An 18,324-nucleotide genomic window follows, 5' to 3' on the forward strand; every position below is an offset into this window, starting at 1 on the left:
TGAGATATGCAGAGGGGAAGTTTAAAAACACAACTGCACTATAAGATCATCTAATATCGGAAACTGATTTAGTAAATAGTGCATTTATTTTATGGATATTTCCGTAGAAATAGATACTTTTTTTGGCTAAAATGAAAATAATTCATAATTGAAAATTATTGTGATAAAATGAGATTAACTAACTAATTTCCAGAAAATTCATGGTATTATCCGACTTAATCATATATATTAAATAAGTATAATGATTTGTTTTTCGAATAGTCATTAAGACTCAGGTGATTTTAAAAGTAAGTGTCTTTCATCTGAATTTAAATCTCAAATTTAAGGGAGTCATTTCAAAATACATGAAGTAAGTAGTTAAGATAATATGGAATGGGTGAGAAACTTGATAATAGAAGATAATGATCACATAACCTTGTCTGTAAAGGATGGTAAGGTTTTTCTTTTTACCAAAAGAGAAGGATACAGTTTGAAAAAATTTGAAGAATATCCTCGAAAAAATCCTCGCTTTAAAATTACAAGCTTTATGACATTAAAAAAAGCTCTATCGGGTAAGTCTACGGAACCAATCGAAATTGGAAATTGGATTGATTTGGTTGAGTTAGATGTTAGCTTAGACTATATGCAGGCACTTATAACTGTTAATGAATCAACAAGCTATATTGAAGAAAATATAATAGAAGTACAATCTCAAATACATATTGCATTAGAAAAAAATAATATTACATATGGCAAAAAAAACATAGATATATTGTCTTTAAAGCCCGGAAAACCGTTTATTATAGCTCAAGGTACACCACCTCAGAAAGGTTTAGATGCACAAGTAAGCTATTTAGCGCAGGCTGAAAAAAAACCGGTTATTAATGAAGATGGTAAAGCAGATTATTTTGATATGAATTTTTTAAAAGAGATCCATGAGGGCTCATGGTTAGGAGAGAAAATACCCGCTAAAGAAGGGGTGGATGGAACGAATGTATATGGGGAAACTGTTAAAGCTGCTCCTGGAGACGACATCACCCTTAAATACGATCCCAAGACAGCCTACGAAATAGAAGAGGGAGGAAAAATTGTACTTCGCTCGAAAACAAAAGGTGTAATTGGAGAAGTAAATGGGGTTCTCTCTGTATTAAAGCATTTGGTAGTTGACGGAGATGTCGGTATAGAAACAGGAAATTTGAAATTCGATGGGTCAATTCAAGTGAAGGGCACTGTAATGGCTGGCTATTCAGTAATTGCTTCTGGAGATGTATCTATTGAAGGGAAAGATGGCGTTAATTCAGCTGAACTGATCAAGTCTGCTGAAGGAGATGTCTTTATAAAAGGAGGCATTTTCGGACGGGGAGTAACAAAGGTGGAAGCTCATAATAATATATATCTTAAACATGCAAATGAATGTACATTAGACGCAAAGGAAAATATACATATCGGTTTCTATGCCCTTGGTGTTTCTATGTTTGCCAATGAAATTATATTGGACGAACGTAAGGGGAAGATTATTGGTGGAAAAGCTGTGGCAGTTCATTCGATTACTACTGCATATAGTAGTAATAGTATGGAAAGGAAGACAGAGTTAATTGTACAGGGGATCGATCGAAAAATTTTAACTGAAAATGCAAAGATGCTAGCAGAAAAAATAGTACAGCATCAAGAAGAATCGACTAAATTAAACTATCAAATCAGTCAGCTAGGTCAGTTCAAAGGCAAAATGACAACGCAACAAAATGGAATGTATGAACAGGTTAAACAAAAATATAATCTGCTACAGCAAGAAATGAAAGAAGCTGATAAGGAAATCCAACGAATTTTAAGGATGTTAAGAAGTAAAGCGGAATACTATGTGAATGTTACAAAAGAAGCTAATCCGGGTACCTATATACAAATAGGTAATAAATCTACCTTCGTAGCAAGTACTACAAAAGGAAAATTTAAGTTAGAAAATGGGGAGTTAAATGTCTAATATACCTGTATACGCTCATAGAGGTGGAGCGACAAAGTATGTAGAGAATTCTTTAAAGTCTTTTGAAGCTGCAAGTAAAATAGGTGTAGATGGTATTGAAATGGACCTACAGCTTTCAGCAGATGGAATTGCTTTCGTGACCCATGATATAGACTTTTTTAGACTAGCTGGTATCAATAAAAGAATCACTGATATGGCAGCGGAGGAAATTCTTAAGCTAAAGCTCGGGAAAACAATTGTGCGCAGATTTTTATATTCACGAGTGTTGAGCTTAGAGGATTTTCTTACATTTTTTAAGCAAACAAATATGAAGTTAAACGTGGAATTCAAGGAATCCTTTCTTGGCAAAACCGAAAAAATTGAAGAGGTTGTCTATAAGACCGAGGCTATTAAGGATGTGCATTATTCTTCCTTTGAAGAAAGCATTCTAGAAGTTATTCAAAGAATACCTATAAAAACAAAAACAGCTTTCATTGGTAAAAAGAGTTCTAGTTGGGATCAGATATTGTCTAACCGGAACTATGAGGCAATACATCTTAACAAAAAGTTTTACGGGACTGACCTGATGAACAAGATTTGGGATGCCGGATTTCCCATGCGTTTTTATAACATTAAGGGTACCGAGAAATATTTGATAAATCCTCATGAGGCGGTTATTGGCTGGATCACGGATTATCCAAGGAAAGTAATCGAACAGCAAAATCGGACCAAAAGATAAATAACTTTGCTAAAATGAGTATTGAACTCGTTATACTATGTCGAATAAGGGTGAATGCCCCAAATATGAGCTCTTTAAGCAAAAAAAGACACTCTCTGTTCATTTTGGACAGAGAGTGTCTTTTTTTTAACGTTATTTTTTTATTTGATACTTCATCAATAGATAAAGACTAGCTGTGGACACTGATCAGGCTATTTGAGTGCGTTAATTATAAGTCATTGTCCTTTTTCTTTTGAAATCGTGGAGCAACTTTTCCATTTTTTCTATCTCTATTGAGTAGAAATCCTGCGAAAAATCCTAAACCTAAAACTGTAAATAGAAGACCACAAATAAACTGTACCGCTAATCCACCAAGTGGAAGTATTTGTAGACCAAAAAATGTATCTCTCATCAGTTTGATTCCAAATGCTGCTAAAATTCCAGGTATTAATAATACGATTAAAGCCAATAAACGAGCCACTTTTTTCACTCCTGTTCTCTACTATTTTAATTTTACATCCAAGTTTAGGATTGTCAATGTCAGAAAGTTACGGTATGATATAGAAGAAATGCAATAAGTTGCAGAAAAAAAGTGGGGGTGTGCATATTTTTGCAAAACATACTCATTGTAGGTGCTGGTAACGGTGGATATGCACTTCTCAAATTAATAGAGCAGGCAGATTACCTTCAGGTTACTGCTATTGTTGATATTAATGATGAGGCTCCTGGAATGATCTACGCTAAACAACAAAATATACCAACCTATTCGGAATGGAAAAGCTTGTTAAGCAATGATATTCAAATCATTATTGATGTGACTGGTCGAAAGGAAGTTTTCTATGAATTACTTCAAAATAGGCCGGCTACAGCTGTACTGATTCCTGGCGAGATAGCCAACTTAATCGTTACATTAATAGAAGAGAAAAACAAATATATTCAAATTATTGATCAGAAAAAAGCATTACAGGAACTCATTTTTAATTCTATTGAAGAAGGAATGATTGGCATTAATAGCCAAGGTATTGTTAACTTTTTCAATAAGAGTGCCGAAAGAATGACCTCAATTCTTGTTGAGGATGCTCTAGGTAAGCATGTAGCAGATGTAATCTCTTTAAGTGAATTACCGAGAATATTTGAAACTGGCAAGATTGAGCTTCACAAAGAACTTACTCTTGAAAGCGGTACCAAAATAGTCACTTCTCGATACCCGATGGTAAACGAAGAAGGAAAAAGAATTGGTGCTTTTGCGGTTTTTAAGGATATCTCTGAGGTCGTTCGTCTTGCAGAGGAAGTTACTAACCTTACGGAAATTCAAAAAATGCTCGAGGCTATCATTTACTCAAGTGATGATGCAATTTCGGTAGTGGATGAAGAAGGAAAAGGTATATTGATAAATCCCGCATACACTCGTATCACTGGATTTAGTGAAGAAGAGGTAATAGGAAAGCCGGCTACTGCCGACATTTCGGAGGGCGAAAGTATACATTTAAAGGTCCTTCAATCTAAAAAACCTATTAGAGGTGTCAATCTTCGAGTTGGAAAACAAGAAAAGGACGTTATTGTTAATGTAGCTCCAATTATTGTGAATAACCAGTTAAAGGGTAGTGTCGGTGTTATTCACGATATGACTGAAATGCGAGGTTTAATGAAGGAATTAGATCGCGCAAGAACTATTATCAGAACACTAGAATCAACTTATTCATTTGAAGACATAGTCGGGACTTCAGATGAGATTAATTTAGCAATAGAACAAGCTAAACTAGCAGCTAACGTTCCAATTACCGTCCTTTTAAGGGGAGAGGTCGGTGCAGGAAAGGATTTGTTTGCTCATGCCATTCATGGAGAAAGTGGGCGTTCAAGCTATCCTTTTATCCGAGTTAATTGCAGTTCTTTAGAGGAACATCTTTTAGAACGTGAATTATTTGGATATGAGGAAGATGGCATCAAATATCCTGGTAAATTAGAAGAAGCATATAAAGGCACGGTTTTCTTAGATGAAGTTGGTGAGTTGACTAAGAAAACTCAAGCTAAGCTCCTACAGGTTTTGCGAGATAATATTATCATACCTATCGGGGCCACAACCCCGAAGCAGGTTGATGTTCGTATCATTGCTGCAAGTAGTCTTAACTTGGAAAAGGCAATGAGAGATGGCACCTTTAGGGAGGATTTCTATTTTCAGTTAAATAGAATGCCGATTTATATACCTTCTTTACGACAAAGAAAAAAGGATATTCCGCTTCTTGCAGAACGATTGCTCGTTAAACTTAACCAAGAGTTTGGGAGAAACATTGAAGGATTTTCAGAGGAAGCTCTCGAAACCTTATGTCTTTACGATTGGCCAGGTAATGTCAGAGAGTTAGAGAATATTATTAGCCGCTCCATGATTTTTCTTCAATCGAATGAACGATTAGTAGATGAACAGCATTTACCAAAATCGATGCTCCAGTTGTCACAAGGGGAGGATGAAGATTCGATTGCTCCACTTGCGGACCAAATGGATGAAATGGAGAAAAGAGTACTCGCCCAAGCGCTTAAAATTTGCGATGGCAATAAGTCACAAGCAGCTAAAAAGTTAAGTATTTCTCTTCGCTCATTATATTACAAGCTAGAAAAACACAATCTGGTGTAAAAGGAAAGTGTTCACGTAAATAGGGGTATTTACTATAAATCATTTATACAAGCACCAATTTAACTACTAGGAGGAACTACAAATGGAAATCTTTAAATATATGGAAACTTATGATTATGAACAATTAGTATTTTGCCAAGACAAAACTTCAGGACTTAAAGCGATTATTGCTATTCATGACACTACATTAGGACCGGCTCTTGGTGGTACTCGTATGTGGAATTATGCTTCGGAAGAAGAAGCAATTGAGGATGCTCTTCGTCTTGCTAAAGGTATGACTTATAAAAATGCGGCAGCAGGACTTAATCTTGGTGGAGGAAAAACTGTAATTATTGGTGATCCATTAAAAGATAAAAATGAAGAAATGTTCCGTGCATTTGGACGTTTCATCCAGGGGTTAAATGGACGTTATATTACAGCGGAAGATGTAGGCACAACAGTTGCAGATATGGACCTTATCCATGAAGAAACAAACTACGTAACTGGTATTTCAGAGGCGTTTGGTTCTTCAGGTAACCCATCTCCTGTAACAGCTTATGGCGTATACGTTGGGATGAAAGCTGCAGCTAAAGAAGCATTTGGTTCTGATTCATTAGAAGGAAAAACAATTGCCGTACAAGGTGTTGGGAATGTGGCTTATACGCTATGTGAATACCTACATGAAGAAGGCGCAAAGTTAATCGTTGCTGATATTAACCAAAAATCAGTGGATCGTGCAGTAGAAGCATTCGGTGCAGTACAAGTCGGTACAGATGAAATTTACTCACAGGACGTAGATATCTTTGCTCCTTGTGCACTTGGAGCAATTATTAACGACGCTACGATTCCACAGTTGAAAGCTAAAGTAATTGCTGGTTCAGCTAACAACCAATTGAAAGATACAACACATGGCGACATGATTCATGAAATGGGTATCGTTTATGCACCAGATTATGTTATTAACTCTGGTGGAGTGATCAATGTAGCAGATGAATTATATGGTTACAACCATGACCGTGCGATGAAACGCGTGGCAGGTATCTATGACAAAATTGAACGTATTTTTGAAATTTCAAAACGTGACGGGATTCCAACTTATGTTGCTGCTGACCGTTTAGCTGAAGAGCGTATCGCGCGTGTAAGCAAATCTCGTAGTCAATTTCTACAAAACGGAAAACATATTTTAAATGGCCGTTAATCAATAATTATATCCTAGCAGCAAATTGGCCGACTTTATAGATTTTTTGTAAAGCGGCCTTCTTATTTGGAAGGAGAGGATTTATTTGGCAAAAGAATACGACGTAGTAATTATTGGCGGAGGAACTGGTGGGTATGTAGCTGCCATTCGTTCAGCTCAATTAGGTTTAAAAACAGCTATTGTTGAAAAAGGCAAACTAGGTGGTACTTGTTTACATAAAGGTTGTATTCCAAGTAAAGCTTTACTTCGAAGTGCGGAGGTTTTTTCTACTACTAAAAATCATGCGGCCGACTTTGGCGTAAATACGAGTGAAGTAACATTAGATTTTAGTAGAGTGCAAGCCCGTAAGGAATCCATTGTGAACCAATTATTCCAAGGAGTTCAGGGATTGATGAAAAAAGGCAAGATTGATGTGTATGAAGGAACAGGCAGAATGCTCGGGCCATCTATTTTCTCTCCGTCTCCTGGGGGGACCGTCTCGGTTGAGATGAACAATGGTGAAGAAAATGAAATGCTTATCCCGAAAAATGTAGTCATTGCCACTGGTTCACGCCCTCGCTCTTTGCCAGGTTTGTCAATAGATGGATCTCTAGTGATGACTTCGGATGAAGCGTTAGCAATGACAGAGCTACCTAAGTCTATTCTCATAGTTGGTGGAGGAGTAATCGGTATAGAATGGGCATCCATGCTAAACGACTTTGGAGTAGAAGTAACAGTAATCGAATACGCTGATCGAATTATTCCTACGGAAGACAAGGATATTTCCAAAGAAATGCAAAAGCTTCTAGGGAAAAAGGGGATCACATTTGCAACAAATGCAAAAGTACTTCCAGATACTTTAGATACAGCAGACAACGTAGTTACAATATCTGCTGAAGTTAATGGAGAAACTCAATCATTTACTGCTGAGAAAATGCTTGTATCTGTTGGTAGACAAGCAAACACAGAAGGTATTGGTATAGAAAATACAGATATCGTGATTGAAAATGGATTTATTCAGGTTTCTGACACATTTCAAACAAAAGAATCTCATATATATGCAATTGGCGATGTAATTGGTGGACTTCAATTGGCACATGTAGCAAGCCATGAGGGGATTACAGCGATAGAGCATATTGCTGGAGAAGACATAATTCCAATGGATTACAATCTTGTATCTCGCTGTATTTATGCAAGTCCTGAAAGCTCAAGTGTTGGAATTACAGAGCAACAGGCAAAAGAAAAGGGATTTGATGTAAAAGTAGGCAAGTTCTCTTTTAAAGCAATTGGTAAGGCTCTTGTATACGGTGAATCGGATGGCTTTGTTAAAATTGTGGCAGATAAGGCAACCAATGATATTTTAGGAGTTCATATGATTGGACCTCACGTCACAGATATGATTTCAGAAGCTGGTTTGGCTATGGTTCTAGATGCTACTCCTTGGGAAATGGCACATACAATTCATCCACATCCAACCTTAAGTGAAATAATGGGAGAAGCAGCGTTAGCTGTTGATGGTAAAGCGATTCATATGTAAAAAAAGGGGGATCTCTATATGACAAACAATCGTCATAAGGAATTAGGGTTATCAAATGAAGATGTATTAAAAATGTTCGAGACGATGTTAATGGCGCGCCGTATTGATGAGCGTATGTGGCTGTTAAACCGTGCAGGTAAAATTCCATTCGTTATCTCTTGTCAGGGACAAGAGGCAGCTCAGGTAGGGGCGGCATTTGCTTTAGATAATACAAAGGATTATATCGCTCCTTACTATCGAGATATGGGGGTAGTTTTACATTTCGGTATGACTCCAAAAGATTTAATGCTATCAGCATTTGCTAAAGCAGAGGATCCAAACTCTGGCGGTCGTCAAATGCCAGGACATTTTGGGCAAAAGAAAAATCGTATTTTAACAGGCTCATCACCAGTTACAACGCAGCTACCTCATGCTGTTGGTGTTGCTTTAGCTGCCAAGATTGAAAAGAAAGACTTCATTACCTTTGTTACATTAGGAGAAGGTTCATCTAACCAAGGAGATTTCCATGAAGGCTTAAATTTTGCAGGAGTACATCAATTACCTTGTATAACAATGGTGGAAAACAATAAATATGCGATATCAGTTCCTTTTGAGCGTCAGGTTGCTAGTAAAAATGTTGCAGACCGTGCGAGTAGCTACGGAATGCCAGGCGTAACGGTGGATGGTAAAGATCCAATCGAGGTATACAGAGTAGTAAAAGAAGCTGCTGACCGCGCAAGAAACGGAGAAGGACCAAGTCTTATAGAAGCCGTTACTTACCGTTTGACAGCTCATTCATCAGATGACGATGATAGACAATACCGTACGGCAGAAGACATTGCAGAAGGAAAAGCTTTAGATCCTATTATTACATTTGCAAAGTATTTAAGAGATTTAGATATTCTTTCTACCGATTTAGAAAAAGAGATCAATGACCGCATTATGAAGGAAGTAAATGAGGCAACTGATTATGCAGAGGCTGCACCATATGCTGCTCCAGAAGATGCATTAAAACATGTTTATGCTGAAAAAGACGGGGGGAACGCATAATGGCAATCATGTCTTATATTGATGCAATAACACTTGCAATGAAGGAAGAAATGACCCGCGATGAGCGCGTTTTCGTTCTTGGGGAAGATGTTGGTCGTAAGGGTGGCGTGTTCAAAGCAACAAACGGACTTTACGATGAATTCGGTGAATATAGAGTGTTAGATACACCACTTGCAGAATCAGCTATTGCGGGTGTAGGAATCGGAGCTGCCATGTATGGTCTTCGTCCAATCGCAGAAATGCAATTTGCAGATTTTATCATGCCTGCAGTTAACCAAATTATCTCGGAGGCATCTCGTATTCGCTACCGCTCTAACAATGACTGGACTTGTCCAATCGTATTTCGTGCTCCTTTTGGTGGGGGTATTCATGGTGCTCTCTATCACTCTCAATCTGTAGAGGCTATCTTTGCTAACCAGCCAGGTCTAAAAATAGTTATTCCTTCTACTCCGTATGATGCGAAAGGATTGTTAAAAGCAGCTATTCGTGATGAGGACCCGGTTATGTTTTTTGAACACAAGCGTGCTTATCGCCTTATTAAAGGAGAAGTTCCGGACGACGATTATACGATTGAAATTGGTAAGGCAGACGTAAAGCGTGAAGGGGAAGATATTACGGTTATTACTTATGGATTAGCTGTCCATTTCGCACTTCAAGCTGCAGAACGCTTAGAAAAAGACGGTATTTCAGCTCATATTTTAGATTTACGTACAATTTACCCGTTAGACAAAGATTCAATTATAGAAGCTGCTTCTAAAACAGGTAAAGTATTACTTGTAACGGAGGATAACAAAGAAGGTAGTATTATTAGTGAGGTAGCAGCGATTATTGCAGAAAATTGCTTGTTTGACTTAGATGCTCCGATTATGCGCCTTGCAGGTCCTGATGTTCCAGCTATGCCATATGCGCCTACCATGGAAAAATTCTTTATGATTAATCCAGACAAAGTCGAAAAAGCAATGCGTGAGCTGGCGGAATATTAAGCTAATGGAAAAACGCCTAAGCAAATTTGATCTATAAAGGAGGAACCCATATGGCACTAGAACAAATTAAAATGCCTCAGCTTGGGGAAAGTGTAACCGAGGGGACAATCGAAAAATGGTTAGTAAAACCAGGCGATCATGTCAATAAGTATGACGCACTTGCTGAGGTTAATACAGATAAAGTTACTGCAGAAGTACCTTCTTCCTTCACGGGAGTTATTAAAGAACTAATTGCCAATGAAGGAGATACACTTGCAGTAGGAGAAATCGTTTGTACGATTGAAACAGAAGGAGGCTCTTCTGAAGAAATCGTAGAGGTAAAGGAAGCTGCGCCTGAAGAACCAGCTGCTGAAACGGTTAAACCTGCTGAGGTGAATAAGCATGCACAGTCAGCGCCAGCAGACCGTGCAAAAGGAGCAAAAGCTCGTTACTCACCTGCAGTTCTTAAACTTTCACAGGAGCATGATATCGACCTTTCTTTAGTCACAGGTACTGGTAATGAAGGTAGAATTACTCGTAAAGATTTACTTAAAATAATAGAAAGTGGAGACATTCCACAAGCAGCTCCAGCTAGCGAGGCTAAGGTGGAGGAAAAAGCGGCTATAGCTTCTGCTCCTACTAACACTCAAACAAAGCCAGCTGCTATTAATGTCCCAGTCGGAGCAGGTGACATCGAAATTCCAGTAACTGGTGTCCGTAAAGCAATTGCTGCAAATATGCTTCGTAGTAAGCATGAGGCACCTCACGCTTGGACGATGATTGAAGTAGATGTGACGAACCTAGTACAATACCGTGATTCGATTAAAAATGAATTTAAACAAAAAGAAGGCTTTAATGTTACTTATTTTGCATTCTTTGTGAAAGCAGTTGCACAAGCATTAAAAGAATTTCCAATGATGAATTCTATGTGGGCTGGCGACAAAATTATCCAAAAGAAAGACATCAATATTTCAATTGCAGTTGCAACAGATGATGCCTTATTTGTTCCGGTAATTAAGCATGCAGACGAAAAGACGATTAAAGGCATTGCTCGAGAAGTAATGGAGCTAGCTGGAAAAGTCCGCTCTGGTAAGCTAAAATCTGATGAAATGCAAGGTGGTACCTTCACTGTAAACAATACAGGTTCATTTGGCTCTGTTCAGTCGATGGGGATCATTAACTATCCACAAGCAGCAATTCTTCAGGTAGAGTCTATTGTAAAACGACCAGTAATTATGGAGGGCGGCATGATTGCAGCTAGAGATATGGTGAATCTATGCTTATCTCTTGATCATCGTGTATTAGATGGCCTAGTTTGTGGTCGTTTCTTGGCTCGTGTAAAAGAAATATTAGAAAACATTTCGAAAGAAAATACTTCAGTATACTAAAATACACCTAGAGCTAGCAATAGGTGTCCAAAAATTAGATATAAATTGAGGGATGGTCTCGAGTGAGTGTTGACCGACCGATTTTTCGGGGTGACCGACCGATTATTCAGGGTGACCGACCGATTATCGGCTTGAACCAACCGATTATGTGTAAAAACCGACCGATTCCAATAAAAAAGTCCGCCAAGGCGGGCTTTTTTATCTGTTTAGGTGACACTTTCTTACCTGTAGGTGCGTGTCCGCTCTTTAGGTGTGGGGAGTCTCTTTTAAAGAGGCTCCCCTTATTATCTATTTAGGAAATTCCAAGACCCTTTCGTTTACTTTTTCTTACTATTTCTATAGCATTTAAATAGAAAGTAGAGAATGTATTGCAAACGAAGGAGCGAATATATATATGAAATTAAGTGTCTTAGATCAAGCACCGATCACTAAAGGAAATAATGCAATAGATGCATTGAAAAAAGCAGAAGAACTAGCAATTTTAGCTGATGAGCTCGGCTATCACCGAATGTGGATGGCGGAGCATCACGGAACAAGTGCTTTTGCAAGCTCAGCTCCAGAAATTATTGCTGCTCAACTTGCTGCGAAAACGACAAACCTTCGAATTGGAACGGGTGGAGTAATGATGATGCATTACTCAGCGCTTAAGCTGGCGGAGGTATTTAAAACGTTAAGTGCTTTTTCTCCAGGAAGAATTGACTTTGGAGTAGGACGTGCCCCGGGCGGGGACAACTATGCGATGTACGCTCTTTCAGAAGGACGTCCGCCTATGGTGAATAATTTATACGAAAAGTTAGGGACAGCACTGGAGCTTTTAAATGATGAGGTACCTGAGGACAGTGTCTATAATAGAACTATTGCATCACCATCGAACGTCGTACTTCCTGAAGCATGGCTACTTGGATCTACTGGGAACAGTGCGATTAAGGCTGGACAAATGGGACTAGGTTATTCATTTGCTCAGTTCTTCCAGGGTGGGATGACTCCAACAATTTTAGATGCTTATCGTTCGAATTTTAAACCTTCAGCCTTTATGGAAAAGCCAGAAATCAATGTAACCTATTTAGTAACTGTTGCAGAAACTAAGGAAGAGGCGGAATTTGAGGCGCTACCTCAAGATATTTCTAGACTTTCACTTATGAAAGGACAGATTAGCCAGCTTATGACACCGGAAGAGGCACAAAATTATCCTTTAACCGAAATGGATCGGATGATGATTCAAGAAAATCGCAAAATCCACTTAGTAGGATCTGCAAAAGAAGTAGCTAACACTCTTCAAGAGGAGCAGGCACATTATGGCTTCGATGAAGTGATGATTTGTAGTATTCCACACTCTCAACAAAAACGACTAGACGTTTACCGATTGCTAGCAAAAGAATTAATGTAGTGTATTTATTCGAGGCTCTGCTATATGCAGGGCCTTTTTTAATTTACTCCCTTTTGAATTGCTATATTAAAATGCGCCAATCAATTAAAAGAAAAGAAATAGCTTTCCAGTATATAAGTTCCAGGTTGAATGAATAGCCGTGGAGGGTATGACAGACTTAGTTTTTATAGTAATACAAGCTAATAAAATCCCTGCAATAAGTGAAAGGAATAGGTAGGCAGGATGGAAAAGAGAAAAAAGTATTGAAGTTAAAACTACAGCCCATACAGGCTTCACCACTTTCAATAGAGCAAATAGTAGTACCCCTCTAAAAAGAAGCTCCTCCCAAATTGGAGCTAAGATGACAGCATCTATTAAGGAAAGTTGGTTGGGACCCTCAAGCCAACCATTTTTATAATTAACGATAAGACTTCGGTCCATTAGAATTTCATAATGAACGCTTAACTTTAATATTAGGTAGGGGATCATAATTCCTACTAACATATATAGATATGTCCAAGAACTTTTAAATGGCTTGAAGTTTATTAAAGGTACAATTAAATTTCTAACCGAACTAAAACTAATGGATAATAAAATGAAAATAGTAAACCAAATAAATGTACCAAATCCGTTAAAAAGTTGATTATTAAAATAACTCACTCCATATCCTGTTAGCATAAGTAAAACGGCATACACAAAATTATTTAATGTATTACTATTTTTGTTAGTTGCAATCATCTTGATCTCCCTCTCTGTAATATCGGAACCTACTATAAATTTAACATAAATATCCATTTAAAAACAACATTAATAATAATATTACTGGCAATAATGGCGACTTTTTATTAAGCAATTACTTTCTTAAGGATAACTAATATGCAAAGGCTTTTCATGCCTAGGTATAAATTGGCGGTTGTATTAGGAACGTGTGTTCTGTATAATAGTCAAAAAAGAAAGGTGATGGAGATGACTAATTTCGAGGAGTTTGATTTATCTAAAATACGTGATAGAGGCTCGAAAAAATGGGTGGCTATGATGTTGCCAGAACATGTAACAATGCTGAGAGACTATCATGAGGAGATAAAAAAAGTTCCACGCCCAGATCTAAACGAATTCGACTACGAGGCAATTCAGGAACAAATAGAAATTGCTATGAAAAGAAATGTAGATATAAAAGTTAAACGTTGGAAGGATGGAGAATTTTTATATCATCGTGGAACGATTCAATGGATTGATTTAAATAGGCGTGTTCTTGAGTTAGACGATCCCTATCGTTTTTATGAAGTAAAGATTGATGAAATAGTTGATGTCACTATTCTAGAGTAATTGTAGATAAAAGATGCTGATGTAGGTAATCAATAAAACAAAAACGTAAAAAACAGCAACTTTTTTACGTTTTTGTTTTGATTTGAAAGTGAAAGTATGAAGAAAGTTCCTGCTCATACATATACTTATTTTACCCAAAATAATATTTGGAAATTTGGGATATAAACTCTTCTTCGAGCACCCCCTTCTTTTTAACAATTATAAATGTAGAAACTGTAGGCAGTTCAAACAAATCAAAATGTGGTTGCATCATCTTTCCCTCGATTAATTCTCGTCTCACAATAGAGTGAGGAAGAAAGGATATACCGAGTCCTTCTTGTATAAAGCGTTTAGTTATGTGTGCCTGCGTAACCTTCATCGTTCTTAATCCAACTACATGCTTATTCAGCTTTAATAACAGTTCATCCCAAAACACAGGATGATGGTGTGTAAAAAGATAATTTTTTTGAAGAATATCCTTAATATCTATTGGGGGTCCATTTTCTTCATCAAAACCATCGTAAGGCATTAAAAATAGAATAGGGTCCTCATAAATAGAAATAGATTCTATATTTTTTTTCTGAGAATCAATTGCTGATATTCCTATATTTACTTCACCTGTATCTACTAAATCCTCAATTAGATTGGATTCCTCTACCCGAATATTTATCTCTAAGTCTGGATGACGCTTTAAGAAAGTCTTTAAAAAGTAAGGAAGGATTGTCTCTGCCATAAGCGGAGAAATGGCAATAGTCCATTTTCGACGATACCCTTGTGCGAATGCACGTACATTGTTGACGCTATGATCTGTTTGTTGGACAAGTCGCATAGCTTCTGGAAGAAAATATTTGCCTGCCTCTGAAAGAGAAACACGATTGTTTACTCGATCGAAAAGAGGGGTACCTAAATATTCTTCAAGTAATTTAATATGGACAGTAACACTAGGCTGAGAAACCATTAATTTCTCAGAGGCTTTTCGAAAGTTTAAGGTTTCTGCTGCTACACAAAATGTTTTTAACCAATGGTATTCCATATGTACACCCACTCAATTAATTTTTTTAATTAATATAATTATATATATTTAATTTTTATTATCAATGTTTTGAAATATAATAAAGAAAAAGGAGGCGTTTCGTATGTTTCAAAAGGGACTAAAGGATGTAGTTGCCGTTCATACAAAAATTGCATCAGTGGACGGGGAGAAGGGTGAGCTTAGATACCGAGGTGTGAAGGTAGATGAGCTTATAAATGAAGGGACATTTGAAGATATCGCAAGCTTTTTATGGTCAGGGGAAAGAACTAATACAAGCTTGGCATCATTGAAAGAATATAGAGTGTTACCAAATCATATAATCGCCATTATTGATGCTCTTCCAAGCGATGTTTCTTTAATGGATGCCATGAGAACAGCAATATCTGCCTTTGCACATTCAGAATTTAAGGAAAAAACGCTAGAGGAGCAGGCAGTAATTTTAACGGCTGCATTGCCAGTTATTATTGCAAGGCATTACCGAAATCAAAAAGGATTACCGATAGTTGAACCTAAACAAGAGCTTAACCATACAGCAAACTATTTATGGATGTTAAATGGGGAAGTGCCAACAGATGTGCAAGTTGAAGCACTTGAAACTTATTTAAAGCTGACGATGGAGCATGGTTTGAATGCATCGACATTTGCTGCTCGAGTAACTATTTCAACCGAGTCAGACTTAACTGCAGCAGTAACATCAGCATTAGGAACAATGAAGGGACCATTGCATGGAGGTGCGCCTTCTGGAGTAATTTCACTACTCAATGAGTTTAAAAATCCTACAATGATTAGAGATATTGTAAGAGATAAGATTACGAGCGGTGAAAAAATTATGGGCTTTGGTCACCGCATCTATAAAACTGAAGACCCGCGATCTATTTTACTGAGAGATAAATGTCTAAATCTGCAAGGGAAAGATCCTTGGCTAGACATAGCGACTATAGCGGAAAAGGAGATTATTGAGTTACTGGCAGAACATAAGCCGGGGCGTAAATTATACACAAATGTAGAATATTATGCTGCAGCGATCATGCGTTCAATTGACATGCCAGCGGAACTATTTACACCGACATTTAGTGCAGCAAGAATGGTTGGATGGACAGCACACGCAATTGAGCAAATTAGAGACAATACTATTTTCCGCCCACAATCCATTTATGTAGGGGAACTAAAATAAGTAAGAAACGTGGAGGTTCTTGACAGCTGTCAGGAACCTTTTTTATTTTGTATAAGAATAAATTAGTAAGTTCTTACAGTAAATAGTATAAAATGCATATTAATTTTGACTATTCTGATATAAAATGATAGGAGACATTTTATAAGAGGGAGGTTATAAATTTGTGAACCTCTTATTTTATTTATAAGTAACTATCTTTTTGCTTAAGATTCACAAGGGGGATACAGATGAGTAAAAAAATAGCAATAGTAACAGGAGCAAGTAATCATAGAGACATTGGGACTGCTATCTGTCGAAAATTAGCCTCTAAAGGAATGGATATATTCTTTACCTATTGGAAAGCGGAAAGTGAATGGATCCAACAATTTCAACAAGAAATAAACAACTTAGGTGTCCGTTGTGTAGGTTTGGATATTGATTTATCTGCAACCGAGGCTTACGCACTTGTCCTTGATGCTGTAGAGGAGCAACTAGGAAAGCCTACTATCCTAGTTAACAATGCGGCTCACTCCACAAACGATGGATACTTAAATTTGGACAGCAAGACGATAGATGATCATTACGCAGTTAACATGAGAACAGTATTTCTGTTAAGTGTTGAATTTGCCAAGCGCTTCAAAAACAGTAAATTAAGAAGCGGAAGAATTATAAATATGACATCAGGTCAAGAGCTAGGCCCGATGCCCGGCGAGCTTGCCTACGCAGCAACCAAAGCTGCTATAACAGCTTTTACAAAATCATTATCGACTGAAGTTGCACCATTAGGAATAACAGTAAATGCTGTTAATCCAGGACCGACTGATTCTACCTGGATGACGGATGAAATAAGAGAACATCTATTACCGAAATTTCCAATGGGGCGAATCGGTCAACCAAAAGATGTTGCAGAGAGTGTAGCCTTCCTGGCAAGTGATGAAGCGGCTTGGATTACTGGCCAAATTATTCATTCTGAGGGTGGATTTGTACGTGGCTAGTCGTCAAGAAGAATCCATTGTATAGCGTTTAATGGATGGCCCGATAAAACTGTGTTAAAGATCTATTTCATTTTCATCAACTTTACTGGGGGAAATTAATGATTAACTATTGGAGAATGTTTATATTTGTAGTTATCTCTCTTCTTTTGTTTGGATGTAACGAAGATGTGGAAAAACCAGAAATATTGCTGGATGAAAATCCTGTGATTTTAGAGCACAACGGTCAGCAATTTGAATTATACAAATTTTATGATGAATACGAGAACTTTATCGAGAAGGCAGAAAAAGAACCAGATAATATAAAAGTATTATTTCAGCAAGAAGTCATGAAAGCCTTCGGTGAAAGCACAAACCATACAGTTTCTTTATATGAAGAAATATCAGAACCCACAAAGATAGATGAAGTTAGGGAATATCTTACGCAATTGAGAGCACAAGAAGATGATATAGACAGATGGATTAAAGAAGCTCTAGAGGATTCGGGAGACAAGCTCCCAGGAGAAGACAAGAAAGTTTATATATTTCCTTCCTTTAGTGAGGAAGTTTCTTTAAAAGAATTAGAATATGTGAGTGGATTAGCGATAGATAAAGAAGGTTTTATTTTAATGATAAATCCTCTTTTTACAGAGCGCTCTCTAAAGTATACCGTGGCACATGAATATCATCATACGGTTGCAATGGAAAGTGGCCGTGCTAAGACCTTGCTAGAGCGAAGTGTGTTGGAGGGAAAGGCAGATACGTTTGCAAAAATCATTTATCCAGAAATGGAACCAGCTTGGCTACAGCCTCTTTCCGGTTATTATAAGGAGCATGGGTGGGAGGTTTTCATGGAAAACTTGAACTCCGAGGAATCAGAAATATGGAATTTCCTTTTCATTGGTAATCATTTTAAAGGGATAGCTAAATGGACTAATTACAAGATTGGTTATGAGATTATGCAAAACTTTTTGAAAGAAAACCGTGACGTTTCAATAGGGGAATGGACCAAAATGTCAGCACAAGACATACTAGCTAAGAGTCAATATACGGACTAAAGAGAGCGTAGGAGATTACCATGAATTTACTTTCTCAACTTACAAAGCCGAGAACTTTTTAAAAATGTGAATTTGAATTTCTT

16 protein-coding genes are annotated in these 18,324 nt (G+C 37.4%); 13 read left to right on the forward strand and 3 right to left on the reverse strand.

The genetic code is table 11. The annotated features are described in order from the left end of the window. Nucleotides 1-469: 469 nt before the first annotated feature. Nucleotides 470-1,957 (forward strand): DUF342 domain-containing protein, encoded by a 1,488-nt coding sequence (locus tag HF876_RS00860; RefSeq protein WP_240949547.1) that lies wholly within the window; start codon nucleotides 470-472, stop codon nucleotides 1,955-1,957. Then, on the forward strand, nucleotides 1,950-2,675 hold the full coding sequence (locus tag HF876_RS00865; RefSeq protein WP_169358148.1) for a glycerophosphodiester phosphodiesterase: 726 nt from the start codon (nucleotides 1,950-1,952) through the stop codon (nucleotides 2,673-2,675). Before HF876_RS00860 ends, HF876_RS00865 begins: the two co-directional genes overlap by 8 nt. A 208-nt stretch (nucleotides 2,676-2,883) precedes the next feature. On the opposite strand, the gene HF876_RS00870 is transcribed toward HF876_RS00865, so the two are convergent. Then, nucleotides 2,884-3,135 (reverse strand): DUF2627 family protein, encoded by a 252-nt coding sequence (locus tag HF876_RS00870; RefSeq protein WP_169358149.1) that lies wholly within the window; start codon nucleotides 3,133-3,135, stop codon nucleotides 2,884-2,886. A gap of 129 nt (nucleotides 3,136-3,264) precedes the next feature. Here HF876_RS00870 and HF876_RS00875 point away from each other — a divergent pair, with 129 nt between their 5' ends. The 7 genes from HF876_RS00875 (at nucleotide 3,265) to HF876_RS00905 (ending at nucleotide 12,742) form a co-directional block, all read left to right on the forward strand. Next, entirely contained in the window at nucleotides 3,265-5,283 is a 2,019-nt protein-coding gene (locus tag HF876_RS00875; protein WP_169358150.1) for a sigma 54-interacting transcriptional regulator, read from the forward strand. An 82-nt stretch (nucleotides 5,284-5,365) separates the two neighbouring features. After that, nucleotides 5,366-6,460, forward strand: a complete 1,095-nt coding sequence (gene bcd, locus HF876_RS00880; RefSeq protein ID WP_169358151.1) for a branched-chain amino acid dehydrogenase — start codon at nucleotides 5,366-5,368, stop codon at nucleotides 6,458-6,460. Between the two features lie 85 nt (nucleotides 6,461-6,545). Further along, complete coding sequence (gene lpdA, locus HF876_RS00885) at nucleotides 6,546-7,976, forward strand: dihydrolipoyl dehydrogenase (RefSeq protein ID WP_169358152.1); 1,431 nt, start codon at nucleotides 6,546-6,548, stop codon at nucleotides 7,974-7,976. An 18-nt stretch (nucleotides 7,977-7,994) separates the two neighbouring features. Continuing rightward, a complete protein-coding gene (locus HF876_RS00890) occupies nucleotides 7,995-9,005 on the forward strand; it encodes a thiamine pyrophosphate-dependent dehydrogenase E1 component subunit alpha (protein ID WP_169358153.1) in 1,011 nt (336 codons plus the stop codon). After that, complete coding sequence (locus HF876_RS00895; RefSeq protein ID WP_169358154.1) at nucleotides 9,005-9,988, forward strand: alpha-ketoacid dehydrogenase subunit beta; 984 nt, start codon at nucleotides 9,005-9,007, stop codon at nucleotides 9,986-9,988. The genes HF876_RS00890 and HF876_RS00895 overlap by 1 nt, the downstream gene beginning before the upstream one ends. 50 nt (nucleotides 9,989-10,038) lie before the next feature. Further along, a complete protein-coding gene (locus HF876_RS00900; RefSeq protein WP_169358155.1) occupies nucleotides 10,039-11,355 on the forward strand; it encodes a dihydrolipoamide acetyltransferase family protein in 1,317 nt (438 codons plus the stop codon). Nucleotides 11,356-11,749: 394 nt separating this feature from the next. Continuing rightward, entirely contained in the window at nucleotides 11,750-12,742 is a 993-nt protein-coding gene (locus tag HF876_RS00905) for an LLM class flavin-dependent oxidoreductase (protein WP_169358156.1), read from the forward strand. 84 nt (nucleotides 12,743-12,826) lie between these two features. Here the strand turns inward: HF876_RS00905 and HF876_RS00910 are convergent, their stop codons facing one another. After that, nucleotides 12,827-13,459 carry a CPBP family intramembrane glutamic endopeptidase gene (locus HF876_RS00910; RefSeq protein ID WP_169358157.1) on the reverse strand — a complete coding sequence of 211 codons (633 nt, stop codon included), beginning with the start codon at nucleotides 13,457-13,459 and terminating at the stop codon, nucleotides 12,827-12,829. 228 nt (nucleotides 13,460-13,687) lie between these two features. On the opposite strand from HF876_RS00910, the gene HF876_RS00915 reads away from it, so the two are divergent. After that, complete coding sequence (locus HF876_RS00915) at nucleotides 13,688-14,047, forward strand: YolD-like family protein (protein WP_169358158.1); 360 nt, start codon at nucleotides 13,688-13,690, stop codon at nucleotides 14,045-14,047. A gap of 130 nt (nucleotides 14,048-14,177) precedes the next feature. Here HF876_RS00915 and HF876_RS00920 read toward each other — a convergent pair whose 3' ends face one another. Continuing rightward, nucleotides 14,178-15,059: a LysR family transcriptional regulator gene (locus tag HF876_RS00920; protein WP_169358159.1), complete on the reverse strand. Its 882-nt coding sequence runs from the start codon at nucleotides 15,057-15,059 to the stop codon at nucleotides 14,178-14,180. A gap of 103 nt (nucleotides 15,060-15,162) precedes the next feature. Between HF876_RS00920 and HF876_RS00925 the strand changes: the two genes are divergently transcribed. The 3 genes from HF876_RS00925 to HF876_RS00935 all read left to right on the forward strand — a co-directional run bounded on the left by HF876_RS00925 (nucleotide 15,163) and on the right by HF876_RS00935 (nucleotide 18,241). After that, nucleotides 15,163-16,233, forward strand: a complete 1,071-nt coding sequence (locus HF876_RS00925) for a citrate/2-methylcitrate synthase (RefSeq protein ID WP_169358160.1) — start codon at nucleotides 15,163-15,165, stop codon at nucleotides 16,231-16,233. 227 nt (nucleotides 16,234-16,460) lie between these two features. Next, a complete protein-coding gene (locus HF876_RS00930) occupies nucleotides 16,461-17,207 on the forward strand; it encodes an SDR family oxidoreductase (protein ID WP_169358161.1) in 747 nt (248 codons plus the stop codon). Nucleotides 17,208-17,305: 98 nt separating this feature from the next. After that, nucleotides 17,306-18,241, forward strand: coding sequence for a DUF2268 domain-containing putative Zn-dependent protease (locus tag HF876_RS00935; RefSeq protein ID WP_169358162.1), 936 nt, complete (start codon nucleotides 17,306-17,308; stop codon nucleotides 18,239-18,241). Nucleotides 18,242-18,324 lie beyond the last annotated feature (83 nt).

The organism is Psychrobacillus sp. BL-248-WT-3 (assembly GCF_012843435.1).
Classification (GTDB): Bacteria; Bacillota; Bacilli; order Bacillales_A; family Planococcaceae; genus Psychrobacillus.